General features: G+C 60.3%; 23 protein-coding genes. 14 read left to right on the forward strand and 9 right to left on the reverse strand.

Translation table 11 applies throughout. From position 1 onward, the window contains the following. The first annotated feature begins 245 nt into the window (after positions 1-245). Complete coding sequence (mvaT, locus tag AACY52_RS00805) at positions 246-620, forward strand: histone-like nucleoid-structuring protein MvaT (protein WP_005790963.1); 375 nt, start codon at positions 246-248, stop codon at positions 618-620. A gap of 89 nt (positions 621-709) precedes the next feature. Here the strand turns inward: mvaT and sbcB are convergent, their stop codons facing one another. After that, positions 710-2,137, reverse strand: coding sequence for an exodeoxyribonuclease I (sbcB, locus tag AACY52_RS00810; protein WP_339417228.1), 1,428 nt, complete (start codon positions 2,135-2,137; stop codon positions 710-712). Between the two features lie 167 nt (positions 2,138-2,304). On the opposite strand from sbcB, the gene AACY52_RS00815 reads away from it, so the two are divergent. The 6 genes from AACY52_RS00815 to AACY52_RS00840 are packed head-to-tail and all read left to right on the forward strand — an operon-like array spanning position 2,305 to position 8,987. After that, on the forward strand, positions 2,305-2,997 hold the full coding sequence (locus AACY52_RS00815) for an RDD family protein (protein ID WP_339436026.1): 693 nt from the start codon (positions 2,305-2,307) through the stop codon (positions 2,995-2,997). Continuing rightward, positions 2,994-3,974, forward strand: a complete 981-nt coding sequence (locus tag AACY52_RS00820; RefSeq protein ID WP_339417230.1) for a stage II sporulation protein M — start codon at positions 2,994-2,996, stop codon at positions 3,972-3,974. The genes AACY52_RS00815 and AACY52_RS00820 overlap by 4 nt, the downstream gene beginning before the upstream one ends. After that, positions 3,961-5,490 carry a DUF4129 domain-containing protein gene (locus AACY52_RS00825; protein WP_339427475.1) on the forward strand — a complete coding sequence of 510 codons (1,530 nt, stop codon included), beginning with the start codon at positions 3,961-3,963 and terminating at the stop codon, positions 5,488-5,490. The genes AACY52_RS00820 and AACY52_RS00825 overlap by 14 nt, the downstream gene beginning before the upstream one ends. Further along, entirely contained in the window at positions 5,487-6,656 is a 1,170-nt protein-coding gene (locus AACY52_RS00830; protein WP_339560165.1) for a DUF4350 domain-containing protein, read from the forward strand. Before AACY52_RS00825 ends, AACY52_RS00830 begins: the two co-directional genes overlap by 4 nt. After that, complete coding sequence (locus AACY52_RS00835; protein WP_339417233.1) at positions 6,653-7,648, forward strand: MoxR family ATPase; 996 nt, start codon at positions 6,653-6,655, stop codon at positions 7,646-7,648. The genes AACY52_RS00830 and AACY52_RS00835 overlap by 4 nt, the downstream gene beginning before the upstream one ends. 7 nt (positions 7,649-7,655) lie before the next feature. Continuing rightward, a complete protein-coding gene (locus tag AACY52_RS00840) occupies positions 7,656-8,987 on the forward strand; it encodes a DUF58 domain-containing protein (protein ID WP_339417235.1) in 1,332 nt (443 codons plus the stop codon). A gap of 59 nt (positions 8,988-9,046) precedes the next feature. Here the strand turns inward: AACY52_RS00840 and AACY52_RS00845 are convergent, their stop codons facing one another. Together AACY52_RS00845 and AACY52_RS00850 are read right to left on the reverse strand one after the other, a co-directional pair. Further along, on the reverse strand, positions 9,047-9,406 hold the full coding sequence (locus AACY52_RS00845; protein WP_339427504.1) for a PilZ domain-containing protein: 360 nt from the start codon (positions 9,404-9,406) through the stop codon (positions 9,047-9,049). A gap of 223 nt (positions 9,407-9,629) precedes the next feature. Then, entirely contained in the window at positions 9,630-10,004 is a 375-nt protein-coding gene (locus tag AACY52_RS00850) for a tetratricopeptide repeat protein (protein ID WP_339417237.1), read from the reverse strand. A 173-nt stretch (positions 10,005-10,177) separates the two neighbouring features. Between AACY52_RS00850 and pyk the strand changes: the two genes are divergently transcribed. Next, positions 10,178-11,629: a pyruvate kinase gene (gene pyk / locus AACY52_RS00855; protein WP_339417239.1), complete on the forward strand. Its 1,452-nt coding sequence runs from the start codon at positions 10,178-10,180 to the stop codon at positions 11,627-11,629. 99 nt (positions 11,630-11,728) lie between these two features. Here pyk and AACY52_RS00860 read toward each other — a convergent pair whose 3' ends face one another. Both AACY52_RS00860 and AACY52_RS00865 read right to left on the reverse strand, forming a co-directional pair. After that, the gene (locus tag AACY52_RS00860) at positions 11,729-12,478 is read right to left on the reverse strand and encodes an enoyl-CoA hydratase-related protein (protein ID WP_339438113.1); all 750 of its coding nucleotides are present in this window, start codon (positions 12,476-12,478) and stop codon (positions 11,729-11,731) included. Positions 12,479-12,508: 30 nt separating this feature from the next. Continuing rightward, positions 12,509-13,441 carry an iron-sulfur-binding ferredoxin reductase gene (locus tag AACY52_RS00865; protein WP_339417241.1) on the reverse strand — a complete coding sequence of 311 codons (933 nt, stop codon included), beginning with the start codon at positions 13,439-13,441 and terminating at the stop codon, positions 12,509-12,511. A 215-nt stretch (positions 13,442-13,656) separates the two neighbouring features. On the opposite strand from AACY52_RS00865, the gene AACY52_RS00870 reads away from it, so the two are divergent. The 5 genes from AACY52_RS00870 to AACY52_RS00890 all read left to right on the forward strand — a co-directional run bounded on the left by AACY52_RS00870 (position 13,657) and on the right by AACY52_RS00890 (position 20,791). Further along, on the forward strand, positions 13,657-15,180 hold the full coding sequence (locus AACY52_RS00870) for a fumarate hydratase (RefSeq protein WP_339455881.1): 1,524 nt from the start codon (positions 13,657-13,659) through the stop codon (positions 15,178-15,180). Between the two features lie 157 nt (positions 15,181-15,337). After that, positions 15,338-17,104 (forward strand): ATP-binding protein, encoded by a 1,767-nt coding sequence (locus AACY52_RS00875; RefSeq protein WP_339417243.1) that lies wholly within the window; start codon positions 15,338-15,340, stop codon positions 17,102-17,104. Continuing rightward, entirely contained in the window at positions 17,098-18,423 is a 1,326-nt protein-coding gene (locus AACY52_RS00880; RefSeq protein ID WP_339436020.1) for a sigma-54 dependent transcriptional regulator, read from the forward strand. The genes AACY52_RS00875 and AACY52_RS00880 overlap by 7 nt, the downstream gene beginning before the upstream one ends. 268 nt (positions 18,424-18,691) lie before the next feature. After that, positions 18,692-20,011, forward strand: coding sequence for an MFS transporter (locus tag AACY52_RS00885; protein ID WP_339560166.1), 1,320 nt, complete (start codon positions 18,692-18,694; stop codon positions 20,009-20,011). A gap of 147 nt (positions 20,012-20,158) precedes the next feature. Next, the gene (locus AACY52_RS00890; protein WP_339417248.1) at positions 20,159-20,791 is read left to right on the forward strand and encodes a flavin reductase family protein; all 633 of its coding nucleotides are present in this window, start codon (positions 20,159-20,161) and stop codon (positions 20,789-20,791) included. A 37-nt stretch (positions 20,792-20,828) separates the two neighbouring features. On the opposite strand, the gene AACY52_RS00895 is transcribed toward AACY52_RS00890, so the two are convergent. Both AACY52_RS00895 and AACY52_RS00900 read right to left on the reverse strand, forming a co-directional pair. Beyond that, positions 20,829-21,074 carry a hypothetical protein gene (locus tag AACY52_RS00895; protein WP_339417249.1) on the reverse strand — a complete coding sequence of 82 codons (246 nt, stop codon included), beginning with the start codon at positions 21,072-21,074 and terminating at the stop codon, positions 20,829-20,831. Between the two features lie 41 nt (positions 21,075-21,115). Next, a complete protein-coding gene (locus tag AACY52_RS00900) occupies positions 21,116-21,457 on the reverse strand; it encodes an antibiotic biosynthesis monooxygenase family protein (protein ID WP_339560167.1) in 342 nt (113 codons plus the stop codon). A 327-nt stretch (positions 21,458-21,784) separates the two neighbouring features. Here AACY52_RS00900 and AACY52_RS00905 point away from each other — a divergent pair, with 327 nt between their 5' ends. After that, positions 21,785-22,714 (forward strand): AraC family transcriptional regulator, encoded by a 930-nt coding sequence (locus tag AACY52_RS00905; RefSeq protein WP_339417251.1) that lies wholly within the window; start codon positions 21,785-21,787, stop codon positions 22,712-22,714. 35 nt (positions 22,715-22,749) lie between these two features. On the opposite strand, the gene AACY52_RS00910 is transcribed toward AACY52_RS00905, so the two are convergent. After that, a complete protein-coding gene (locus tag AACY52_RS00910) occupies positions 22,750-24,177 on the reverse strand; it encodes an ATP-binding protein (protein ID WP_370467840.1) in 1,428 nt (475 codons plus the stop codon). A 31-nt stretch (positions 24,178-24,208) separates the two neighbouring features. After that, on the reverse strand, positions 24,209-24,943 hold the full coding sequence (locus AACY52_RS00915) for a response regulator (RefSeq protein ID WP_025854798.1): 735 nt from the start codon (positions 24,941-24,943) through the stop codon (positions 24,209-24,211). Between the last annotated feature and the right edge of the window lie 44 nt (positions 24,944-24,987).

Here is a 24,987-nt window from a genome sequence, read left to right on the forward strand (position 1 = left end):
CCTTAATAGCCTATGGCTTTACCACCTTTATATGAATCTACTGCGTTACCCGATGGGTGTTCCTCGCATGTCAAGCAGGTTATCTTTAGGTTGACGCCCTAGTAATTAACTCGAATGCATAGCAAGGCTACAAACATTCAAAGTAATTCACATAAATACGACCTTAAATGTTTACTTGGGCAAACCGCCTGACTATTATTGGGCCACTGTCCCTGTCAATCAGCGCTCTACATAAGGTAGTCCACATGTCTCTGATCAACGAATACCGTGCCACCGAAGAAGCTATCAAAGAGCTGCAAGCCCGTTTGAAGAATCTGTCCCAAGACGACAAACTGCAAACCGAGCTGGAATTCGAAGGCAAATTGCGCACCCTGATGGGTGAATACTCCAAATCCCTGCGTGACATCATCGCGCTGCTGGATCCAGAGTCGAAAGTTAAAGCACCGCGCGGCGCGGTAAAAACTACTGGCACCAAGCGCGCTCGCAAGGTCAAGCAATACAAAAACCCGCACAACGGTGAAGTGATTGAAACCAAAGGTGGCAACCACAAAACCCTGAAAGAGTGGAAAGCCAAGTGGGGCGGTGACGTGGTTGAAGGCTGGGCTACCCTGCTGGGCTAAGGCTCGCCAGGCCTGCGCCTGATACGCAACACTTTAAAAACGCCAGCCTGCTGGCGTTTTTTATTGCCTGCCTATTTTGTCAAAGTCGACTACAGGTTTACCTTGGCGGCCAGAGAGTCCGCATACTCCTGCCACTGCTCCAGTACCTCAGCCTGCAACGGCGTTGCACTAACGGCAAACTCTTGCCGAGCCTGCTTAAATGCCCTGAGGGTGTTCGGCGCGCCCCACTGCGGGTCAGACAAACGTTGCTGACAGAAAAGTGCCCAGCGTTGTTGCTCCTCATTGTTCAAGGTATCGGGGAAGTTACGCGCGCGGTAGCGAAACAATAATTCAGGCAAACGCTGATCATCAAAAGGCCATTGCTGGCGAGCTAATTGCGCAGGCTCGGCCATCCGGACTTGTTCGCATAAGCGCCGATCACGATCTCCGATAAAACCATCATAAAGCTGTTGCTCCGGGTCTGAACTCGGTACGAAATCTTCCTCGGCGTAAATGGCCGCCAACTTATCGCGCCAAAGTTCCTGTGCGTCAGTTAGCCGCAGCGCTCGTTCCTGATAGATGTTCATATCCAAGTGCAAGCGTTCACGGTCTTCAGCCCGCAGCACATTCAACGGGGCAACCACCGGGCAGCGATTGATATGTACCAACTTGAGCGGTACCGGCAGCTCACCCTCGCCAAGATCGTCACGACGGGTGTAAAGGCGCTGGCGCAAGGCATCCGCATCTAGGTCCAGCAACCCTTGCGGATCAAGCCCAAGATCGCAGACGATCAATGCATTACGGTTGCGCGGGTGCCACGCCAGCGGCAGCACCACACCCAGGTAATGGCGCTCGGCGGAAAAACGCCCGGAGATATGCACCATCGGTTGCAGCAGGCGCACCTGGTCCATCACACGTTGCTTGCTGCGCAGTTGAAACAACCATTCATACAGCTTGGGCTGTTTCTCACGAACCCGTCGAGCCAACGCAATCGTGGCGCGTACATCGGACAACGCATCATGAGCCTGGCCATGGTCGATACCGTTGGCTTCGGTCAGGCGCTCCAGCTTGAGCGTGACACGCCCATCCTGTTGCGGCCATTCAATACCTTCAGGGCGCAAGGCATAGGCCGTGCGGACCACGTCGATTAAATCCCAGCGACTGTTACCGCCCTGCCACTCCCGCGCGTAAGGGTCGAAAAAATTGCGGTACAGGCTGTAGCGCGTCATTTCATCGTCAAATCGCAAGGTGTTGTAGCCGGCGCCGCACGTACCCGGCGCGGCCAGTTCAGCATGCACTCGCGTCATGAAGTCGGCCTCGGCCAAGCCTTTTTCCGCGAGTATTGCGGGCGTGATACCGGTAATCGCGCAGGCGACGGGATGCGGCAGGATATCGTCGCTGGGCTGGCAGTAAAGATTGACCGGCGCGCCAATCTCATTGAGCTCAAAGTCCGTCCGGATGCCGGCTACCTGGAGTGGACGATCGCTACGTGGGTTGATACCGGTGGTTTCATAGTCGTACCAGAAAATGGAGGTCACGGGCTATTCCTGTACTGAAGATCGACAAAGTCTAGGCGCTCAACGGCGTCCGCGACCAGCACCAAATGTACTGTACAAACATCCAGCAAAACCTTGAATGGTTGCTTCCAGCGCCGACACTGCTAGCATCCGTGTCTCCCAGCCTCTGCGCACTGCCAAGGATCGCGATGCCGTCAGCCCCATTGGACACCCGCTACCAGATCGAAACCCCTGAGGGCATCGACCTGCCCCTGCGCCCGGCCGGCCTGGTGCCACGCGTGCTGGCCTTTGCCTTCGACCTTGGTTTGCGCGGGATCGTCCTGGGCATTCTGCTGGTGCCATTGGCCTTGCTCGGCAACGTCGGCATCGGCCTGGGTTCGCTGCTGCTGTTCCTGATCAGTTGGTGGTACATGGTGTTGTTCGAGGTACTGAACCAGGGCTGCTCACCCGGCAAACAGGTCATGGGGCTGCGTGTCGTCCAAGATGATGGCACTCCGGTTGGCTGGTCCGCATCACTGATCCGTAACCTGCTGCGGTTTGTCGACATGCTGCCATTCGGCTACTTTCTCGGCGCGATCAGTTGCCTGCAACACCCTCACTTCAAGCGCCTAGGTGACTTGGCAGCCGGCACACTGGTGATCTACCGGGAACAGCCGTTGGTGCGCCCTCAAATCCCGCAAGCGGCGGCCTTGCGCCTGCCCTTCACCCTGGATTTGAATGAACAGCGGGCCATCCTTGGCTTCGCGGAACGTCAGGGTGAACTGTCCACCGAACGCGTTCATGAGTTGGCCTCTATTCTCGCCGCTCCCTTGCAGGTATCCCCGGCCCGCGCCGTGGAGCAACTCAATGGTGTGGCCCGTGGACTATTGGGGCCGACATGAAACAGAGCCTTTTCGAAAGCCGCCACCAGCCTCAATGGCAAGCCTTTGCCGAACACCTGAAACAGTTGGAGCAGGGCAAGGCCAAAGCCAGTGACGTGGCCGACTTCCCCCATCAATACCGACGATTGTGCCAACACCTGGCCTTAGCCCAGGCGCGGGGCTACAGCAGCTATCTGATAGACCCGTTGCAACAACTGGCCCTGCGCGGCCACCAACAGCTCTACCGTCATCGCAGCCAATTGGCGGCAAATGTGCTCGGGTTCGTACTCGCTGATTTTCCTCGGTTGGTGCGCGAGCAATGGCGTTTCGTGCTGATCGCCAGCCTGCTGTTCTTTGGCAGCCTGGTGGGTATCGCGCTGTTGGTCTACCTGTTCCCCGACCTGGTCTACAGCATCGTCAGCCCGCAGCAAGTGGCCGAGATGCAGGGCATGTATGACCCCGACGCCAGCCGCCTGGGCCGCGCCGCCGAGCGTGCGTCAAGCGAAGACTGGATGATGTTCGGCTACTACGTGATGCACAACACCGGCATAGCGTTCCAGACGTTTGCCGCCGGTTTACTGTTCGGGCTGGGCAGCGTGTTCTTTCTGATTTTCAACGGCCTGGTCATCGGTGCAGTCTCCGGGCACCTGACTGAAATCGGCTACGGGCAGACCTTCTGGTCATTCGTCATCGGCCATGGTGCATTCGAGCTGACAGCGATCGCGCTCGCCGGCGCCGCAGGCTTGCAACTGGGCTGGGCGCTGATTGCTCCAGGGCAATTGACCCGTGGCGAATCACTGCGGCGCGCGGCACGCAAGAGCGTGCAGATGTTGTGCGGCGTCATGATGTTCCTGCTGATCGCAGCCTTTATCGAAGCCTATTGGTCGTCCACCACCGCCATCACCCCTTGGGTCAAATACTTGGTGGGCGCTGCTCTGTGGCTGCTGGTGGCGGCTTACCTGGGCCTTGCCGGAAGGACTCGCCATGCGCCTGAGTGATGCAAGCGTGGTAATCCGCCCACGTACTGCCTGGGAAGCCATGGACCTTGGCGTATTGATGGCCCGCGAATATCGCCTGCTACTGATGGGCAGTTGGGCGCTGGTGAGCCTGCCAGTGTTCGTCTTACTCACTGCACTGCTGTGGCAGTACCCGTCTACTGCACTATTCGTGTTCTGGTGGCTCAAACCGGCCTTTGACCGCTTGCCGCTTTACATCCTGTCCAAGGCCTTATTTGGCGAAACACCCAGCATCAAGCAGGCCGTGCGCCAGTGGCCGAAACTGCTGAAAGGCCAGCTGCTGGCCAGCCTGACCTGGCGACGGCTCAGCCTGAGCCGCAGCTTTTTGATGCCAGTGAGTCAACTCGAAGGCCTGGATGGTCCGGCACGCCAAAAACGACTGGGCGTGCTGCAGCAACGTAAAGCAGGAGCCGCACGTTGGTTGACAACCATCGGAGTGCACCTGGAAATCGGCCTGTGGTTTGGTTGCATGGCACTGCTCTATCTGTTCATTCCCCAGAACGTCGAGATGGAGTGGGACTGGCAACGTCTGGCACTGGCGACAAGCTCGGACAATTTGTGGCTGGAACACCTGAGTAACGCGTTCTATGCCTTGATCCTGGTGTTTTGGGAGCCCATCTATGTCGCCTGCGGTTTCAGCCTTTACCTTAACCGCCGCACCGTACTCGAGGCCTGGGACCTGGAACTGGCGTTCCGACGCCTTCGTCAGCGCCTGAGCAGCGTAGCGCCGCTATTGTTACTGATAATAGGGCTGACGCTGCTGCCATTCAGCCCACCCGCCATGGCCGATGCTTCCAGCCCCGCCAAGCCACTGAACACCCAGGACGCGAGCCAATCCATCAAGTCGCTGCTGGATAAGCCTCCCTTCAAAAATCCGGAAACCGTTACCCGCTATCGCTTTGGCGAAGACAAGACCCCTGTTAAAAACAAGGCTCACAGCGACGGTAAACTCCCGGGCTGGTTGAAGGCGCTGCTGAACAACCTCAACAGCAATACCTTCAAGCACATCGCCCAAGGCTTGGAGGTGCTGTTGTGGGGCCTGCTGATCGGCGTCTTGATCATGCTGGCATGGCGTTATCGCGAATGGTTGAGCACGTTTGTCAGCCGGCGCGGGCCGCGCAAGCCAAACGTCATGAACCCCGTGCCGACACAATTATTCGGTCTCGAACTGGGCACCGAGACCTTGCCCGACGATGTTGCCAGCGCCGCCGAGGACCTATGGGCCACCCAACCAAGGGAAGCCCTCGGCCTGCTGTACCGCGGCCTGTTAAGCCGACTGCTGCATGATTTCAATCTGCCGCTTAAAAGCGCTGACACGGAAGGCCAGGTCCTGGCGCGCGTGCACCAACTGCAACAACCGCAGTTGCTGGCCTTCAGTGACGAATTGACCCGCCATTGGCAAAACCTTGCCTACGGCCATCACCTTCCACCCCTTTCAGCCCAGCAAAAACTCTGCACTGATTGGCGCACCCTGTTCAGCGCTGGGAACAACCCATGAACCGGCCTCTAATATGGGTGGGACTATTGCTGGCGTGCCTGCTTGGCGCGGGTGGTTACTTCGTGTGGAGCAAGGCGATCCCCTACGACGAAGTGGTGGATCGCGGCCCTTCTCCAGAAGCCCTGGCAAACCCCTACCTGGCGGCGGAACACTTTCTAAGCCAACAAGGCCTGTCCGTGGACCATGCCAACAGCGCGGAACGGCTGACGACGCTGCCAGCCAAGGGCCACAGCCTGTTATTGCTTGGCGAGCGCAGCAACATGTCACCACGCCAGGTAGAGCAACTGTTGGCTTGGGTCAAATCCGGCGGCCATCTGTTATTCGTGGCCGAGGCGCTATGGGATGAAGAGACTGGCAAAAGCGGCGACCTGCTGCTCGATCGCCTGGATATCCACCAGACCTTGAGTGATGAACCTGAAGAGCTTGCACCTACAGAGAAGACGCCTCTCAAAAAGAAAGCCCCGGACCTGACCAAACTCTACGTCGACAATGAAACCGCACCGGCTTATGTCAGTTTCGACACGGACTTCAACCTTACCGACCCCAAGCACCTGGCCCAGTTTTCTGCCAACAGCGCAACGTCGAGCCACCTGATGCAACTCGACCTTGGCAGAGGCCGCGTCACGGTGATCACCGACAGTGACCTGTGGAAAACCCCGAGTATTGGTAGGCACGACAATGCCTGGCTGCTGTGGTATCTGACCCAGGGCACAGCCGTGACCCTGCTGTTCAACAGCGACTTCGACGACTTGTTTACCCTGCTGTTGCGGTACTTCCCCCAGGCTCTGGTCGCATTCATTGCTTTGGTCGCCCTGGCACTGTGGCGGGCCGGAATGCGTCAGGGCCCGATCCAGCCTGCCCCACCCAATGCACGCCGCCAGTGGCAGGAACACCTGAAAGCCAGCGCCGACTTCCTGCTGCGCCGCAGCGGCCAGGGCACGCTGCTGCGTGCTCTGCAGCGCGATGTCTTGCGTGCCGCCAGGCGTCGTCACACCGGTTTTGAACACCTCGACAATGCAGAACAGTGGCGGGTACTTGAACACCTGACGCACCAACCCTTTCACGTCATCAGCCAGGCCCTTGGCTCACTTCCGGCAAAACGGCTTTCCAGCGCCGATTTCAGCCGGCAGGTGGCGTGCCTGCAAACCCTCAGGAATGCCCTATGAGCGAAATTCCAAGCGCCACTGCCCTGACCAGCGAAACCTTGCAACGTGCCAGCGGGCAAGCCCAGGCTCTGCGCACTGAATTGCGCAAGGCGGTGATTGGCCAGGACCAGGTGATCGACGATGTCCTGACCGCACTGATCGCCGGTGGCCACGTGCTGCTCGAAGGGGTGCCTGGGCTGGGCAAAACCCTGCTGGTACGCGCCCTCGCACGTTGCTTTGATGGCGATTTCGCGCGTATCCAGTTCACCCCGGACCTGATGCCAAGCGATGTCACCGGCCACGCCGTGTATGACCTGCACACCGAGCAATTCAAATTGCGCAAAGGCCCGGTGTTCACCCACTTGTTGCTGGCCGACGAAATCAACCGCGCCCCGGCCAAGACCCAGGCGGCGTTGCTTGAGGCCATGCAGGAACGGCAAGTCACCCTTGAAGGCGAGGCGCTGCCTATCGGCCAACCGTTCATGGTACTGGCGACCCAGAACCCCATCGAACAGGAAGGCACCTACCCCCTACCGGAAGCGGAACTGGATCGTTTTATGCTCAAGGTGCGCATGGATTATCCCGACGCGCAGCAGGAGCTGGATATGGTGCGCGAAGTAACGCGCTCGTCCCGGGCCGACATGCTGGATATACACCCATTGCGCACCGTGTTGCAGGCCGAGGACGTGCTGCAACTGCAGCGATTTGCCAGTGAATTGGCCCTGGATGAACAGGTGCTCGACTATGCAGTGCGCCTGGCGCGCACCACTCGTAGTTGGCCGGGGCTGACCATCGGCGCCGGGCCGCGGGCCTCCATCGCCCTGGTGCGTTGTGCGCGTGCTCGCGCCCTGTTGCGCGGTGGTGAATTCGTCACCCCGGACGACATCAAGGGATGCGCCTTGGCCGTACTGCGCCATCGGGTGCGTATAGCGCCAGAATTGGACATTGATGGGCTGGAGGTCGACCAGGTGCTCAAGCAAATGCTCGATCAGATTCCGGCGCCTCGGCAATGACTCGCCCATGAAACCGACCCGTCTGCTGCTGAACTGGCTCGGCGTATTGCTGGGCTTGGGCATATTGCTGGGCACCGCAACAGCATTGCAGCTCAAGGTGCCCGACACCTTGCACTCAATCGCATGGGGGTTGCTCCTCGCACTGTTGCTGCTGGCTACGCTGGATGCGATACGTCTGCGTCGGCGTCCATCCCCCCGTGTGCAACGACAGATGCCCGGCAGCCTGGCGCTGGGACGGTGGGGCGAAGTACGGCTGGCCTTGGAGCATGACTTCCCACAGCCGCTGACGGTGCAGGTATTCGATCATGTCCCCGATGGATTGAGTGTCGAGAACCTGCCCCAGTCCATAGCGCTGCGCCCGGGTGAAAGCAGTGAGCTGGGTTACCGCCTTCGCCCTTTGCGGCGCGGGCATTTCAGTTTCAGTTGCTGTGAAATTCACCTGCCCAGCCCCATGGGCCTGTGGTCGGCGCGGCGACTTATCGAAGTGAGCGATGCCACACGTGTCTACCCGGATTTCGCCCGACTGTACGGCGCGCAATTGCTGGGGGTGGACAACTGGCTGAGCCAACTGGGTGTGCGTCAACGTCAACGACGTGGATTGGGGCAGGCGTTTCATCAACTGCGCGAGTTTCGCGACGGTGACAGCCTAAGGCAGATCGATTGGAAGGCCACCGCCCGACAGCGCACGCCCATCGCCCGTGAATACCAGGATGAGCGCGACCAACAGATCGTGTTCATGCTTGATTGTGGACGACGCATGCGTAGCCAGGATGGCGAGCTGTCGCATTTTGACCACGCCCTCAATGCCTGTCTGTTGCTCAGCTACGTTGCCTTGCGCCAGGGTGATGCGGTGGGCCTGTGCACCTTTGCCGGTGACCCACCACGCTACCTGGCACCGGTCAAGGGCAGCGGCCAGCTGAACCTGTTGCTCAACGCCGTGTACGACCTCGAGACCACCCGACGGACTGCCGATTACCAGACCGCGGCAAGTGATTTGCTGACTCGACAAAAGCGGCGCGCGTTGGTGATCGTGGTGACCAACCTGCGCGATGAGGACGATGAGGCACTGCTGACTGCAGTCAAGCGTATCAGCCGTCAGCACAGGGTGCTGGTCGCCAGTTTGCGCGAGGAAGTACTCGATCAACTGCGCCAGGCGCCCGTGCAAACCTTGCCTGAAGCCTTGGCCTACAGCGGCACCATCGACTACCTGAATACCCGCGACGAATTGCATGACCGCCTCGCCGCCCAAGGCCTATCCTTATTGGACACCTTGCCATGTGAACTGGGGCCGGCCCTGGTGACACGTTACCTGGGCTGGAAGAAAGCGGGTGCGCTCTGAAAAGAGCACGCGCACACGGCAGCCCCCCCCAAAAAAACCGGCTAGAAAATGCACTGTGTCTAGGCCGAAGCCTGCAAGGGATCAAAACTGAAGTAGTGCAGCAACACGTTGATCAGCTGCCCATATTCCTCGGGAGCGTGGCGCACGCTGAAACCTGAATCGTACTGCTGCGGGTTGATATCCTCGTGGCTCCACAGGCAGGTTGCCGTCAGATCGATTGGATGGAAGGTGCCGTCAGCACTGGGAATCTTCAAGCGCAGCTCGAAGTCCACGTCGACCATCATGGGCAATTGGCTGATTAACATCAGCCCATCTTCCGAGACATTGCCCAAGAAGCCGATGGGCTTATCGGTGAGACGGTTAAACACTTGCAGAAAGTAAGGTAGCTGATGCCGCTCAATCCGTCGGTCGGTAAACATGGTGAGATCGCCATCCAATGGCCATAACTGCGGCCGTGCCAGTGATTCGGTACGAGAAAACCGCTCGCTCTCCCTGGATCTCGGTGCGACAACAGGCAATAGTTGCCGATGGACGGCCGCCGAGTCCGGGCCCTTGATTCGTTCGAATGGAAACTTGTACAAACGAACATTCAAAGAATAGCTCAAGACTTGCAGCAGGCCAGTTATGAAATGACGAATATCATCAAAGGGAGGCTGGACGCGGCTGAGCGACGCGGGCTCCGGGGTAATGCCCAAGTTGTTGCAAGGTGTCGAGCCTCGCGCGAGCACGGTAGGCGTACTCACTCGACGGGTACTGATTAATGATGAATTGATAAGTCTGTGCCGCGTCGACAAACAGCTTTTGCCGTTCCAGGCATTGGCCGCGCAACATCGAGACCTCCGGCTGTACATAACGCCGGGTACGACTTTCACGGTCGACCTGGGACAATTCCAGGGTGACACGCTCACAATCACCGACCTTGTAGGCGCGGTAGGCATTGTTCAAATGGTGGTCCATCGACCAACGGGTGCAGCCGACAACACTGACGGCCAGGGCAGCAATGAGCAAAATTCGCATGAGGGTTCTCCTGTCTTGTGCAGTGTATCGACCCATCGTCGAAAATCTTCAAGGATGTTCGTATTCAGCCGCAACGAAAACAAGTCAATCGTCGATAAGTAGTGCAAACGAACAATGACTACAACGAAAGAGCATAGTAGCCTTCCTCAGCGCTTGAACTCAGGAGTCTGTGCATGTCCGTCCGTCGCACCAAAATCGTCGCCACCCTTGGCCCGGCCAGCAACTCGCCGGAAGTCCTCGAACAGCTGATTCTGGCTGGCTTGGACGTTGCCCGTCTGAACTTTTCCCACGGCACCCCAGACGAGCACAAGGCTCGCGCCAAGCTGGTGCGTGACCTGGCCGCCAAGCACGGCCGCTTCGTGGCACTGCTGGGTGACCTGCAAGGCCCGAAAATCCGTATCGCCAAATTCGCCAACAAGCGGATCGAGCTGAAGATCGGTGACAACTTCACATTCTCCACCAGCCATCCGCTGACCGAAGGCAACCAGCAAGTCGTGGGTATCGACTACCCGGACCTGGTCAAGGACTGCGGCGTCGGTGACGAACTGCTGCTGGACGACGGTCGTGTGGTGATGCGCGTCGAAACCGCGACCCCGACTGAGCTGCATTGCGTCGTGTTGATCGGTGGTCCGCTGTCTGACCACAAAGGCATCAACCGTCGCGGTGGTGGCCTGACGGCGCCGGCCCTGACGGAAAAAGACAAGGCCGACATCAAGCTCGCCGCCGAAATGGAAGTGGACTACCTCGCGGTGTCCTTCCCGCGCGACGCCGCCGACATGGAATACGCCCGTAAACTGCGCGACGAAGCCGGCGGTACTGCCTGGCTGGTGGCGAAGATCGAACGCGCCGAAGCCGTGGCCAACGACGAAACCCTCGACGGCCTGATCAAGGCTTCCGACGCGGTGATGGTTGCGCGTGGCGACCTGGGCGTGGAAATCGGTGACGCTGAGCTGATCGGTATCCAGAAGAAGATCATCCTGCACGCGCGCCGCCACAACAAAGCGGTGATCGTAGCGACCCAGATGATGGAGTCGATGATCCAGAACCCGATGCCGACCCGCGCCGAAGTGTCCGACGTAGCCAACGCCGTGCTCGACTACACCGATGCGGTGATGCTCTCAGCTGAAAGTGCCGCTGGCCCGTATCCGCTGGAAGCGGTGCAAGCCATGGCGCGTATCTGCCTGGGCGCCGAAAAGCACCCGACCAGCAAGACCTCCAGCCACCGCATTGGCAAAGAGTTCGAAAGCTGCGACCAGAGTATCGCCCTGGCGGCCATGTACACCGCCAACCACTTCCCGGGAGTGAAGGCGATCATCGCCTTGACCGAAAGTGGCTATACGCCGCTGATCATGTCGCGCATCCGTTCCTCGGTACCGATCTATGCGTTCTCCCCGCACCGCGAAACCCAGGCCCGCGCGGCCATGTTCCGTGGCGTGTACACCGTCCCGTTCGACCCGGCTTCGTTGCCACCGCATGAAGTCAGCCAGGCGGCCATCGACGAGCTGATCAAGCGCGGCGTCGTGGAGAAAGGCGACTGGGTCATCCTGACCAAGGGCGACAGCTACCACACCATCGGTGGCACCAACGGCATGAAGATTCTGCACGTTGGCGACCCAATGGTCTGAGTGACGCGCTGAAAAACAAAAGCCCCGCCATGTGAATGGCGGGGCTTTTGTTTTTCAGATTGGTTTTTGTATTGGCTTCAATGGCCTAGCAATACAACATCAGCGCCGAGAAATGAAAACCGACAACGCAGCAATCGCCTCCGGCGACCTCAACCGCTGGGTAAACAACGCGCCCTCCTCCTCAATCACCTGCCGCAATTGCTCGCGATCCACACTCTTCATGAGTTGCTTGGTCACCTGCACCGCTCCCGGCGCCAATGTCTCAAAGCGCTCGGCCATTTCCCGCGCCCTGGCCAACGCCGCCTCGCCGCTACCCAACGCCTCGGTGGCAATCCCCCACGCCGCCGCCTGTTCGCCGCTGAAGCCCTCGCCCAGCAGCAATAACTCAGCCGCCTTGGCGTGACCCAACAACCTCGGCAGGATCAGGCTCGAACCAAACTCCGGACACAGCCCCAGGTTGACGAACGGCATGCGCAATCGTGCATCACGGCTGACATACACAAGGTCGCAATGCAGCAGCAGGGTTGTACCGATACCCACCGCTGCACCTGCTACCGCGGCGAGCACCGGCTTGCGGCAGTTGAGCAGGCTCTTCATGAAATGAAACGGTGGGCTGTCGAGGTCGCTGGGCGGCTGTTCGAGAAAGTCGCCGATGTCGTTGCCCGCAGTGAAACACTCACTGCTGCCCTGGATAAGCACGCAGCGGATATCCACATCCGCATCGGCCTGCTCGAGCGCCTCGGCCAATTGGGTATACATGGCCCGAGTCAGCGCATTTTTCTTCTCGGGACGATTGAGCTGCAGGATCATCAGCCCGCGTTCGCGGTGCTGCAGGAGGGCGTCAGTCATGGCAGATCTCGCGGCGGTGGAGTTCAACGCTCAACCACGGGGCAGGAACACATCGGCCAGCAGTTGATTACGCGGCAGTCCCGCCAGGAACAGGCGCTTGGAAAAGGCCTCGACGCTGACGGGGTGACCGCAGAGTAGAGCCAGCGTTTGCCGCGAAACAAGCCGCAGTTGCGCCAATGCCTGTGCCGACCCGGCCGCCGTCCACAGCTCCACCGTGAGGTTGGGATGCTGCGCAGCCAACGCCGCCAAGGGTTCGGCGAGATAATGGCCTTGAGCATCATGGGCCAGGTGAATCACGCGAATAGCGCCCTGGTGATCCTGGCGCAGCGCCTCGCGCAACACGCCCCACAACGGCCCTAACCCTGTGCCGGAGGCCAGCAGCCACAGCGGTCGGGATTGCCAGTCGGGGTCGTATTGCAGCGCACCGCCACGCAGTTCGCCCAGGCGCAGGTGATCGCCAACCTGCAACTGCCGGGCAAGATCGCTGAATTCGCCGGGGTGGCGGCAGTCAAGGTGAAACTCCAGAAAGGGATCTTCCTGTGGCAGGCTCGCCAGGGAATACGGACGTGCCACCTGCCCCACCCACAACACCAGATGCTGCCCGGCCCGGTAACGCAGGCCACGCTCCGACTGCAGGCGCAGGCGCAGCACGCTCGGATTCAGCCAATCAGCACCCACTACCTGCGCCGGCAAACCCTCACGCGTCGGGTCAAACGCCTCGACCCGCACATCCCCGCTGACCTGGCACTGACAGGCCAACCGCCAGCCATCCTGGCGTCGCGCCGGGCTCAAGGCCTCGGGCTGCTTGTCCTCGACATCACCTTGGCAACGCACCAGGCAGGCATGGCAACTCCCAGCGCGGCAACTGTAAGGCACAGCCACACCTGCCTGGTTCAGGGCATCCAGCAGGTTGCTGCCGGTGGATACCGACCAATGGCGTTCGCCGACGTACAGTTCAGGCATATAAGGACTCCATCATAAGAGGCGCGCACAGGGAATCATGCCTGCGACAGTTTGACCATAGTCGGGTGTATCGGCCACCGTGTCGGGTTATACTGCCGCGCCTTTTTAGCGTCGCGCCTGCACCAGTGGCGTGCCTTGGAAAGGTGGTTTCAGCCGACCGATGCACCCCACTGAAGCCACCTTATTGAATGTTCCCTTATAGAGGAGCGCGACTCATGACCGTGATCAAGCAAGACGACCTGATTCAGAGCGTTGCTGACGCCCTGCAATTCATTTCCTACTACCATCCGGTTGATTTCATCCAGGCCATGCACGAAGCCTACCTGCGCGAAGAATCGCCAGCGGCCCGTGACTCCATCGCCCAGATCCTGATCAACTCGCGCATGTGCGCCACCGGCCATCGCCCGATCTGCCAGGACACCGGTATCGTTACCGTGTTCGTGCGCGTGGGCATGGACGTACGTTGGGATGGCGCCACCATGGGCCTGGACGACATGATCAACGAGGGCGTGCGTCGCGCCTACAACCTGCCGGAAAACGTCCTGCGTGCATCCATCCTGGCCGACCCGGCAGGCGCGCGTAAGAACACCAAGGACAACACCCCGGCGGTCATCCACTACTCCATCGTCCCGGGTAACACCGTGGAAGTGGACGTAGCGGCCAAGGGTGGCGGTTCCGAGAACAAGTCGAAAATGGCCATGCTCAACCCGTCCGACTCGATCGTCGACTGGGTCTTGAAGACCGTTCCGACCATGGGTGCCGGCTGGTGCCCACCGGGCATGCTCGGCATTGGCATCGGCGGTACCGCCGAAAAAGCCGCCGTGATGGCCAAGGAAGTGTTGATGGAATCCATCGACATCCACGAGCTGAAAAAGCGCGGCCCGCAGAACCGTATCGAAGAGATGCGCCTGGAGCTGTTCGAGAAGGTCAACCAACTGGGCATCGGCGCCCAGGGCCTGGGTGGCCTGACCACGGTGCTCGACGTCAAGATCATGGACTACCCGACCCACGCCGCCTCGCTGCCGGTGTGCATGATCCCCAACTGCGCCGCCACCCGTCACGCACACTTTGTGCTCGACGGTTCGGGCCCGGCGGCGCTGGAAGCGCCACCGCTGGACGCCTACCCGGAAATCGTCTGGGAAGCCGGCCCATCGGCCCGTCGCGTCAACCTCGACACCCTGACCCCAGAAGAAGTGCAGAGCTGGAAGCCGGGCGAGACCGTGTTGCTCAACGGTAAGATGCTCACCGGTCGCGATGCGGCGCACAAGCGCATGGTCGAGATGCTGAACAAGGGCGAAACCCTGCCAGTGGACCTCAAGGGTCGCTTCATCTACTACGTTGGCCCGGTTGATCCGGTGCGCGAAGAAGTGGTTGGCCCGGCTGGCCCGACCACCGCGACGCGGATGGACAAGTTCACGCGTCAAATCCTCGAGCAAACCGGCCTGCTGGGCATGATCGGCAAATCCGAGCGCGGCCCGACCGCCATCGAAGCGATCAAGGACCACAAAGCCGTGTACCTGATGGCCGTTGGCGGTGCTGCTTACCTGGTGGCGCAAGCCATCAAGAAGTCGCGCGTTGTCGCCTTCGCCGAACTGGGCATGGAAGCGATCTACGAGTTCGACGTGAAAGACATGCCGGTCACCGTTGCGGTGGACAGCAAGGGCGAATCCGTGCACATCACCGGTCCTGCCATCTGGCAGAAAAAGATCAGTGAAAGCCTGGCGGTAGAAGTGCAGTAAGCGCTTCTTTCGCGGGGACAAAGGCGACTGCGGCTCATGGCCCAGTCGCCTTTTTATTGCCTGCTGATTTCTCTGCCGTGAGCCGGCCCCGCTCGCCACAACATTAACGTCGCGCATGCTATGGTGCACTTCCCTTTCTGCGCCTGCTCATCACCGTATGATCGTGACCCCTCGCCCCCTGCGCCTGACCTTCTATTCCTTGCTGATCATCGCCGGTGCGGTGCTGGCCGCGGCCTTGGCCACGCGCCATGCCGAACACCAGGCTCTGGGGGAGGATGCGGCCCGTGCCAACCAGCAACTCGCGCTGTATGCCAACTCACTGCATACCCTGATCGATCGCTACCGAGCGCTGCCGGCTGTGCTGGCGCTGGATTCGGAGATGATCAATGCCTTGAAAAGGCCGGTGGATGCTCAAACTCAGGACGTACTGAACCGCAAGCTCGAACGCATAAACGGTGCCGCGCAATCGTCCACCCTGGAATTGATGGACCGCACCGGCCTCGCCGTTGCCGCCAGCAACTGGAGCCTGCCGAGCAGCTATGTCGGCCATAACTACGCCTTCCGGCCGTATTTCAGCCAGACCCTGAGCCAGGGCACCGGGCGTTTTTACGCGGTCGGCGTGACCACTGGCATACCGGGTTACTTTCTCTCCAGCGCCGTGGTGGACGAGCACGAACAGTTTCTCGGCGCCATGGTGGTCAAGCTTGAGTTCCCCGAACTTGAGCGCGAGTGGGCCCAGGGCAATGACCTGCTGCTGGTCAGCGACGCGCGTGGCATCGTGTTTATCGCCAATCAACCGGGCTGGCGTTATCGCAACCTGCGGCCGCTGTCGGCCAGCGATCTCGCCGAACTCAAGGCCACCCGCCAATACGACAAAAAACACCTGCAGCCGCTGGACACCCAGACGCTGCAACGCTTTGACGAAAACAGCCATTTGATGCGCGTCAATGGTCCGGACGGTAACGCCAATTACATCTGGGAATCCCTGCCGCTGAAGGCCGAAGGCTGGACCCTGCACCTGCTGCGTAAACCGCAGTTCGCTTTTGAGGACCAGCGCAACGCCGGCCTCGCCGCCGCCGGTTCCTGGCTGGCGCTGGTGTTCCTGGTGCTGTTCCTGACCCAGCGCTGGCGCCTGGCCCGCCTGCGCCAGCGCAGCCGCGAAGAGCTTGAGCAACTGGTGGAAGAACGCACCCAGGCGCTACGCACTGCCCAGGATGGCCTGGTGCAGTCGGCCAAATTGGCGGCACTGGGGCAAATGTCCGCCGCCCTCGCCCATGAAATCAATCAGCCGCTGACCGCCCAGCGCATGCAGTTGGCCACCTTGCGCCTGCTGCTGGATCACGGCCGCGTCGACGACGCCTACAAGGCGCTTACGCCGCTGGACGACATGCTCACGCGCATGGCCGCGCTCACCGGCCACCTCAAGACCTTCGCGCGCAAAAGCCCGAGCGGCCTGCGTGAACGCCTGGACTTGGCCAGCGTGGTCGATCAGTCCTTGCACCTGCTCGACGCACGCTTGCGCGATGAAGCCATCGGCGTCGTGCTGGACCTGACACGCCCCGCCTGGGTCCGTGGCGATGCAATCCGCCTGGAACAGGTACTGATCAACCTGCTGCGCAACGCGCTCGACGCCATGGCCGACAAGCCACGTAAACGCCTGGAAATCCGCCTGCACGCCGATGAACAACTGTGGCAACTCACCGTCAGCGACAGCGGCGGCGGGATTGCCGAAGAACACCTGAACAACGTGTTCGACCCGTTCTTCACCACCAAGCCAGTGGGTGACGGGCTCGGCCTGGGGCTGGCAGTGTCCTACGCTATCGTGCACGAACTGGGCGGCCGCCTGATCGCCGCCAACCGTGGCGACGGCGCGGCTTTCACCCTGACCCTGCCTATCGCGCTGGAGACGCCCGACCTATGTTGAACGCGGTGATTGTGGTCGACGACGAAGCCAGTATCCGTAAGGCGGTCGAGCAGTGGTTGAGCCTGTCTGGGTTTGAGGTGCAGTTGTTCAGCCGCGCCGAGGAATGCCTGGCGAAACTGCCCAAGGACTTTCCCGGGGTGATCCTGAGCGACGTACGTATGCCGGGGCTCAGCGGCCTGGAACTGTTGGCCGAAGTGCAGCGCCGTGATGCGGATTTGCCGGTGATATTGCTGACCGGCCACGGCGATGTGCCGATGGCCGTCGACGCCATGCGCGACGGTGCCTACGACTTCCTGGAAAAACCCTTCAGCCCCGACGCCCTGCTCAACAGCCTGCGCCGCGCCTTGGACAAGCGTGGATTGATCCTGGAAAACCGTCGCCTGCATCAACAGGCCGATCATCGCGCACAGTTGGAGTCGACCCTTTTAGGCGTGTCTAGAGGTTTGCAAACCCTACGCCGCCAGGTGCTGGATTTGGCGAGCCTGCCGGTCAATGTGCTGATCCGTGGCGAGACCGGCAGTGGCAAGGAGCGGGTTGCCCGTTGCCTGCATGACTTCGGCCCCCGGGCGAAAAAACCCTTTGTGGCACTCAACTGCGCGGCGATCCCCGAGCAGTTGTTCGAGGCCGAGCTGTTCGGCCACGAAAGCGGCGCATTCACCGGCGCCCAGGGCAAGCGCATCGGCAAACTGGAATACGCCCACGGCGGCACGCTGTTCCTCGATGAAATCGAAAGCATGCCGCTGGCCCAGCAGGTGAAACTGCTGCGCGTATTGCAGGAACAGAAGCTCGAGCGACTGGGCTCCAACCAAAGTATCCACGTGGATCTGCGCATCATCGCCGCCACCAAGCCGGACCTGCTGGAAGAGGCCCGCGCCGGGCGCTTTCGCGAAGACTTGGCCTACCGATTGAACGTCGCGCAATTGCGCCTGCCGCCCTTGCGTGAGCGCCGTGAAGATATCCCGTTGCTGTTCGACCACTTTGCACAGAGTGCCGCCGAACGCCTGGGCCGCCGCGTTGAACCGCTGAGCGGTGCGCAACTGGGGCGCCTGCTCAGCCATGACTGGCCGGGCAATGTGCGTGAATTGGCCAACGTTGCCGAGCGCCAGGTACTGGGCCTTGGCGAGCCGGAGCCGGAAGGCGTCGAGGCCGGACAATCGTTGGCGGCGCAGCAGGAGGCGTTTGAAGCGCATTGCCTGAAGGCTGCGCTGACGCGGCACAAGGGCGATATCAAGGCCGTGCTGGCCGAGCTGCAACTGCCCCGGCGAACCTTGAATGAGAAGATGCAGCGGCATGGGTTGGTGCGAGAGATGTTTCTCTAGCGACCTTCTGATCGCCATCGCTGGCAGGCCAGCGCCCACAGTTGACGGTGTTCACCATTCAAAATAGGGGAGCTGGCCTGCGACGACGCCGGTGTCCATAAGCGGATTTCCGCTCATCACCTGCAAATTATCAGCGACTTTCCGCTCAAAAAAAACCTGTAACCCTTCTATTCCGGGCCTTCATCTACCTGGCACAGCTCCTGCTATAGCCCAAGCCAGGCAGTGCTCAAGCACGCTCCACAAAAACAATTAGATGAAGGATCCTTCAATGGATAACTCCAACTCCCTGCCTCTGGGCTCGGCGGCTGCGCTGGCAAAAGCACGCACCACTTCCAGCCGGATCAAATCGATTTTCAGCGGATCGGTCGGCAACATGGTCGAGTGGTACGACTGGTACGTCTACGCCGCTTTCTCGCTGTACTTCGCCAAAGCCTTCTTCCCGAAAGGCGACACCACCGCCCAACTGCTCAACACCGCCGCGATCTTCGCCGTCGGCTTCCTGATGCGCCCGATCGGTGGCTGGCTGATGGGCCTGTACGCCGACAAAGTCGGGCGTAAAAAGGCCCTGATGGCCTCGGTCTACTTGATGTGCTTCGGCTCGCTGCTGATTGCCCTGAGCCCGGGTTATGAAATGATTGGTATCGGTGCGCCGATCCTGCTGGTGTTTGCCCGCTTGCTGCAGGGGCTGTCGGTCGGGGGTGAATACGGTACCTCCGCCACTTACCTCAGCGAGATGGCGACCAAGGAACGTCGTGGTTTCTACTCCAGCTTCCAGTACGTAACCCTGATCTCGGGCCAGCTCATCGCCCTGGCGGTACTGATCGTGCTGCAACAAGTGCTGACCACCGAGCAGTTGTACGCGTGGGGCTGGCGTATCCCGTTCGCCATCGGCGCCCTGTGTGCAGTCGTCGCGCTGTACCTGCGTCGCGGCATGGAAGAAACCGAGTCGTTCACCAAGAAGGAAAAAGCCAAGGAAAGCGCGATGCGCACCTTGATGCGCCACCCCAAGGAACTGATGACCGTGGTCGGCCTGACCATGGGCGGCACCCTGGCCTTCTACACCTACACCACCTACATGCAGAAATACCTGGTGAACACCGTCGGCATGAGCATTTCCGACTCCACCACCATCTCGGCGGCGACGCTGTTTCTGTTCATGTGCCTGCAACCGATCGTCGGCGGGCTGTCGGATAAAGTCGGCCGTCGGCCAATCCTGATCGCCTTCGGTATTCTCGGCACCCTGTTCACCGTGCCGATCCTCACCACCCTGCACACCATCCAGAGCTGGTGGGGCGCGTTCTTCCTGATCATGGCAGCACTGATCATCGTCAGCGGTTACACCTCGATCAACGCCGTGGTGAAGGCCGAGCTGTTCCCGACTGAAATCCGCGCACTGGGTGTGGGCCTGCCTTATGCACTGACCGTGTCGATCTTCGGCGGTACCGCTGAATACATCGCACTGTGGTTCAAGAGCATCGGCATGGAAACCGGTTACTACTGGTATGTGACAGCGTGTATTGCAGTGTCGCTGGTGGTCTACTTGACCATGAGAGACACCCGCAAACACTCGCGCATCACCACGGATTAAGGGTCTGACTCGGTAAAGAATGTGTGCGGGCTTGCTCGCGAATGCGGAGTGTCAGTCACCGAATAGAGCGACTGATCCACTGCATTCGCGAGCAAGCCCGCACAATTGGTTATGATGCGTGCCCCAGAACTGAGCTTGGAACCGGCCATGTCCGACGATATCCATTTCTACGAACCCGCCAACGGCCACGGCCTGCCCCATGATCCGTTCAATGCCATCGTTGGTCCACGGCCAATCGGCTGGATCTCGTCGCACGACAGCGCAGGCCGCCTGAACCTGGCGCCCTACAGCTTCTTCAATGCGTTCAACTACATTCCGCCGATCATTGGGTTTTCCAGCGTCGGGCGCAAAGACAGCCTGAACAACATCGAGCAGACCGGCGAGTTTGTGTGGAACCTAGCGACCCGCCCGCTGGCCGAGCAGATGAACCAGAGTTGCGCCGCCGTATCGCCAGAGGTAAACGAATTCGAGTTGTCCGGCTTGACGCCGGTAGCTTCGAAGATCGTTGGCGTACCACGGGTGGGCGAGAGCCCGGTGTCGTTCGAGTGCAAGGTGACGCAAATCATCCAACTGCAACGTGCCGACAAGGCGCTGGTGCCGAGCTGGCTGGTGCTGGGCGAGGTGGTCGCGGTGCATATCGCCAAGTGGCTGCTCAAGGATGGCATCTATGACACCGCCGCCGCCGAGCCGATTTTGCGTGGCGGCGGGCCGGCAGATTACTTCCAGCTAGGGCCGGAGGCGCTGTTCAAGATGTATCGCCCTGGTGCCACAAAACCCTGATTGGACTGCGGTCTAAATGTGAGAGCGGCAGCGCGCTCTAGTTTTCGGCAGTTGCCCAACTCAGCTGACCGTCTTCATCGACATCGACCAATCGCTCCAATTGCACAGTGGCCGCATCATCAGCATCGGAAGCCGTCTTGAACGTCTGTCCATCAAGGATCTTGTGAAACCGAGGTGCGCCCATGCCATCGAGTGCCTTGACGGCAACGGCGGCGCTGTAGCCACCTTCTCCGGGTACGACGGCGGAAACGGCTTCGTGGTGAGCAAATTGTTTACGTGCCATGTTGCAGGTCCTGGCCAATGGAAAGTCGGCCATTCTAAACCCTAACCGGCGAGTTGCAGGTACTCGCCATAAGCATTGGCGGCTGAGGCATCGGTAAAGGTCTGGAAGTCCATGCTGCGAACCACCCTGTCGTTCAACAACTCGGTAAAAATCATCAGGGCCGGAGAATTGAAGTAGGCGCTCATCGCCTGCTCGCTGCTCCAGAAGCCCGAGACCAGCCAGATATCGGGGTCGACCTGGGAACGCTGCAACGAGAATTGCAGGCAACCCTGAGCCTGGCGGCCCGGTTCGATCAAACTGCTCAAGCGTGCACCGAGTTCGGTGCTGCACCCGGTGCGGGCGCGGATAAAGGCCATATGGCTCGCGGGAATGGGGGTGGACATGTTCGACTCTCCCGTTGAGAAGTGATGCTCGGCAAGCACTGTGGGGGCGTGTTGCCACAGGATCAACGATAACGGCGCAGGTGCGGGCGCGGTTAGTCGATTCCTGCTGGCTTATTGCACAATCCTGCGAGAAGCGCAGATAGGACGTTTGGCCCCGGCATTTATTCCAAGGGCAACCGCCTTGTTTCAGGGAGATGACAGTCCCCACGATTGCCTGATTCACGGTGTGTCGCAGGATCAGGCAAGGATTGTGCAGAATCGACGTAACACTGTTTGCACAGCCGCCGCTAAGCTGATCCCATCGAAGTAGCCTGTAGAGGACGCCCCATGCCGTCGCCCGAACCCCGATCCCTCCCCCTCGATGCCGAGATGGAAAAGCAGCGCGCCGAACTGGCGAGCATTGTGCAGCGGCATACCTGGGAAGACGGCTCATACGGTACGGCAATCACCTCGCTGTACCTGAACCGCCACAATGCACCGCGCGACTTCATGCCGGTACTGGTGGAGCCGGCCCTGTGCATTCTGGCCAGCGGCAGCAAGGAAGTACGCCTCGCGGATGAAGTGTTCGCCTACGACCCGCTCAATTACCTGGTGTTCTCGGTAGCGATGCCGGTGGCTGGCCGGATCATGGAGGCCACGCCGCAAGACCCCAACCTGTCGATCAGGATCAACATCGACCCGGCCCAACTCACTGCGCTGATCGCGCAAGCCGGCCCGATGGGTGTGCCGTCGCGCCCGACCTCCCGCGGCATGTACGTCGACCGCATCGACAACCAGTTACTCGACGCGGTGCTGCGCCTGGCGCGGTTGCTGGATACGCCCAAAGACATCGCCATGCTTGCGCCGCTGATCAATCGGGAAATTCTTTATCGCCTGTTACGGGGTCCGCAGGGCTATCGGTTGTATGAAATTGCCGTGGCCAACAGCCAGAGCCACCGAGTGAGCCAGGCGATCAAGTGGTTGAACAGCAACTACGAGCAACCGCTGCGCATCGATGACTTGGCCAGGGAAGTGAACCTGAGCGTCTCGACCTTGCACCACCGCTTCAAGGCAATTACAGCCATGAGCCCGTTGCAATACCAGAAACAGTTGCGCTTGCAGGAAGCGCGGCGGTTGATGATTGCCGAGGGGCTCGAGGCGTCGGCGGCGGGATATCGCGTGGGGTATGAGAGCGCGTCACAGTTCAGCCGCGAATACAGCCGGTTGTTTGGGGCGCCGCCGTTGAGGGATTTGGCTAGATTGCGCCAAAGCATCTGACCGGATGGAGATCAACGTGTGGGATCCGCGTTTATTCAGTCGAGGCCGCGAGGCAGTTGAAGAGTCACGCGCAACCCGCCCTCACGCAGGTTCTGCAAACTGACTTCACCGCCATGGCTGTGGGCAATATTGCGCGCAATCCCTAATCCCAAGCCATAACCCTGCTGGTGCCCGGCCAGACGAAAGTGCGGTTCAAACACTTGCTCCAGCCGCTGCTCCGGAACCCCTGGCCCCTCGTCATCCACGTGCAGGACGAACTCCGAGCCATCATCCTCGATGTGCAAATGCGCGTTCTGCCCGTATTTCAACGCGTTGTCGATCAGGTTGCCGATGCAACGTTTGAGCGCCAGCGGCTTGCCGGGATAAGGGGTGAGTGCGCGGCCATGCTGGGTGACGCGGCCATTGCCGTTCGGCGCCAGGTACGGTTCCACCAGGCAGTCGAGCACGTGGTTCAGGTCCACCGGCTCGATATTTTCGTGAATATCGGTGTCTTTCACGCATTGCAGCGCGCCTTTCACCAGCAACTCTAATTCATCAAGATCGCGGCCGAATTTGGTTTGCAGGTTTTCGTCCTCAAGCAGTTCCACGCGCAGGCGCAGACGGGTAATCGGTGTGCGCAAATCATGGGAAATGGCGCTGAACAACTGGCTGCGCTCGGTCAGGTAGCGGCTGATACGTTCGCGCATCGCGTTGAACGCACGGCCCACTTCCACCACTTCGCTGCCGCCGCCTTCGGCTACCGGCTCTACGTCAGCCCCCAAGGACATATCCCGCGCCGCCCTCGCCAGGCGTTTGAGGGGCCGACTCTGCCAGTGCACCAACAAGCCGATAAACAGCAGCAGGAAACCGCTGGTCAGCACGATAAACCACACTTGCTGGGACGGCAGGCCTTGTTCTTCAAGGCTGGTGTAGGGCTCGGGCAGCAGCGAAGCGATGTACAGCCATTCGCCCGGGGCGAGTTGGATCTGGGTCACCAACACGGGCGGATTCACCGGTTCCAGGGTCAACGCGTAATGCGCCCAGGAGCGCGGCAATTCGTCGAGTTTCAGGCCGGCGTTGAAGATGCGCAGGTCTTCGGTGCTGACGAACTCCACCGAGATGTGCACGTCGGCACCGAGGGTCTGGCGCAGCACTTCATCCACGGCCACCAGCACGGCCTCCTTGCGCGGGGTCTGCGGCAAGACCTCCATGTCCAGCGGTCGGTCGTTGAGGGTGACCACGAAACGGGTGCCGCCCATGCTGCGCAATTGATCCAGGACCAACGGGCGGTACGCCACCGGCAACGAACGGAAGTAGCTCACGCTGGCGGTCATCGAATGCGCCAGGCTGCGGGCACTGGTGACCAGGCCCTCGAGCTGGGTGGCACGCAACTGCGACACCCAGATAACGCTGGACAGCGCCTGGGCAAACAACACTGCCAGCAGCGTCAGTAGCAGCATGCGCCCCAGCAGCGAGCGCGGCACCGGGAAACGGCGGCGGCGCTCGGTCACATGTTCAGTGGGCATTGCCGGCAACCACGCTGGCTGCCAGTTGATAACCGCTGCCGCGCACGGTGCGGATCAGCCTCGGGGGTTTTTCGGTATCGCGCAGGCGTTGGCGCAGGCGGCTGACAGCCATGTCGACGATACGGTCCAGCGGCATCAAGTCGCGACCACGGGTGGCGTTGCCGATGGTGTCACGGTCGAGGATCTGTTGGGGGTGGTCGAGAAACAATTTGAGCAGGGCAAAGTCGGCACCGGAGAGGATCACTTCTTCGCCATCCACATGAAACAGCCGGTGGCTGATCATGTCCAGGCGCCACTCATCAAACACCAGCACATCGCCGCCTACGCTGCGTTCCTGGCCAAACTGGCAACGGCGCAATAGCGCTTTGATCCGCGCCTGCAGCTCACGGGGGCTGAAGGGTTTGCCGATGTAGTCATCGGCTCCCAGCTCCAGGCCGATCACGCGGTCGGCTTCGTCAGAGCTGGCAGTGAGCATGATGATCGGCACCTGCGCCTGGCGCGGGTGCTGGCGGATCCAGCGGCAGAGGCTGAAACCGTCTTCGTCCGGCAACATCACATCAAGGATGACCAGGTCGCACGGCGCCTCGTTCATCGCCTGGCGGAACCCCGCGCCATCCGGCACGCCACGCACCTGGAAACCGGCGCGACTGAGGTAGGTCTGCAGCAACTCGCGGATTTCCTGGTCGTCGTCGACGAGGAGAATGGATTTACTGATTACGCTCACGGGGTCCTCCTTGTTGTTATGGCCAAGCTTAAGTCATTTGTTGC

It is taken from the genome of Pseudomonas sp. EA_65y_Pfl1_P113, from assembly GCF_963970525.1.
GTDB lineage: Bacteria > Pseudomonadota > Gammaproteobacteria > Pseudomonadales > Pseudomonadaceae > Aquipseudomonas > Aquipseudomonas tritici.

Excerpts from the sequence above, each read along its gene's own strand:
- mvaT (WP_005790963.1), top strand. The coding sequence starts at position 246 with ATGTCTCTGATCAACGAATACCGTGCCACCGAAGAAGCTATCAAAGAG.
- AACY52_RS00815 (WP_339436026.1), top strand. The coding sequence starts at position 2,305 with ATGCCGTCAGCCCCATTGGACACCCGCTACCAGATCGAAACCCCTGAG.
- AACY52_RS00820 (WP_339417230.1), top strand. The coding sequence starts at position 2,994 with ATGAAACAGAGCCTTTTCGAAAGCCGCCACCAGCCTCAATGGCAAGCC.
- AACY52_RS00825 (WP_339427475.1), top strand. The coding sequence starts at position 3,961 with ATGCGCCTGAGTGATGCAAGCGTGGTAATCCGCCCACGTACTGCCTGG.
- AACY52_RS00830 (WP_339560165.1), top strand. The coding sequence starts at position 5,487 with ATGAACCGGCCTCTAATATGGGTGGGACTATTGCTGGCGTGCCTGCTT.
- AACY52_RS00835 (WP_339417233.1), top strand. The coding sequence starts at position 6,653 with ATGAGCGAAATTCCAAGCGCCACTGCCCTGACCAGCGAAACCTTGCAA.
- AACY52_RS00840 (WP_339417235.1), top strand. The coding sequence starts at position 7,656 with ATGAAACCGACCCGTCTGCTGCTGAACTGGCTCGGCGTATTGCTGGGC.
- AACY52_RS00845 (WP_339427504.1), bottom strand. The coding sequence starts at position 9,406 with ATGTTTACCGACCGACGGATTGAGCGGCATCAGCTACCTTACTTTCTG.
- AACY52_RS00850 (WP_339417237.1), bottom strand. The coding sequence starts at position 10,004 with ATGCGAATTTTGCTCATTGCTGCCCTGGCCGTCAGTGTTGTCGGCTGC.
- pyk (WP_339417239.1), top strand. The coding sequence starts at position 10,178 with ATGTCCGTCCGTCGCACCAAAATCGTCGCCACCCTTGGCCCGGCCAGC.
- AACY52_RS00860 (WP_339438113.1), bottom strand. The coding sequence starts at position 12,478 with ATGACTGACGCCCTCCTGCAGCACCGCGAACGCGGGCTGATGATCCTG.
- AACY52_RS00865 (WP_339417241.1), bottom strand. The coding sequence starts at position 13,441 with ATGCCTGAACTGTACGTCGGCGAACGCCATTGGTCGGTATCCACCGGC.
- AACY52_RS00870 (WP_339455881.1), top strand. The coding sequence starts at position 13,657 with ATGACCGTGATCAAGCAAGACGACCTGATTCAGAGCGTTGCTGACGCC.
- AACY52_RS00875 (WP_339417243.1), top strand. The coding sequence starts at position 15,338 with ATGATCGTGACCCCTCGCCCCCTGCGCCTGACCTTCTATTCCTTGCTG.
- AACY52_RS00880 (WP_339436020.1), top strand. The coding sequence starts at position 17,098 with ATGTTGAACGCGGTGATTGTGGTCGACGACGAAGCCAGTATCCGTAAG.
- AACY52_RS00885 (WP_339560166.1), top strand. The coding sequence starts at position 18,692 with ATGGATAACTCCAACTCCCTGCCTCTGGGCTCGGCGGCTGCGCTGGCA.
- AACY52_RS00890 (WP_339417248.1), top strand. The coding sequence starts at position 20,159 with ATGTCCGACGATATCCATTTCTACGAACCCGCCAACGGCCACGGCCTG.
- AACY52_RS00895 (WP_339417249.1), bottom strand. The coding sequence starts at position 21,074 with ATGGCACGTAAACAATTTGCTCACCACGAAGCCGTTTCCGCCGTCGTA.
- AACY52_RS00900 (WP_339560167.1), bottom strand. The coding sequence starts at position 21,457 with ATGTCCACCCCCATTCCCGCGAGCCATATGGCCTTTATCCGCGCCCGC.
- AACY52_RS00905 (WP_339417251.1), top strand. The coding sequence starts at position 21,785 with ATGCCGTCGCCCGAACCCCGATCCCTCCCCCTCGATGCCGAGATGGAA.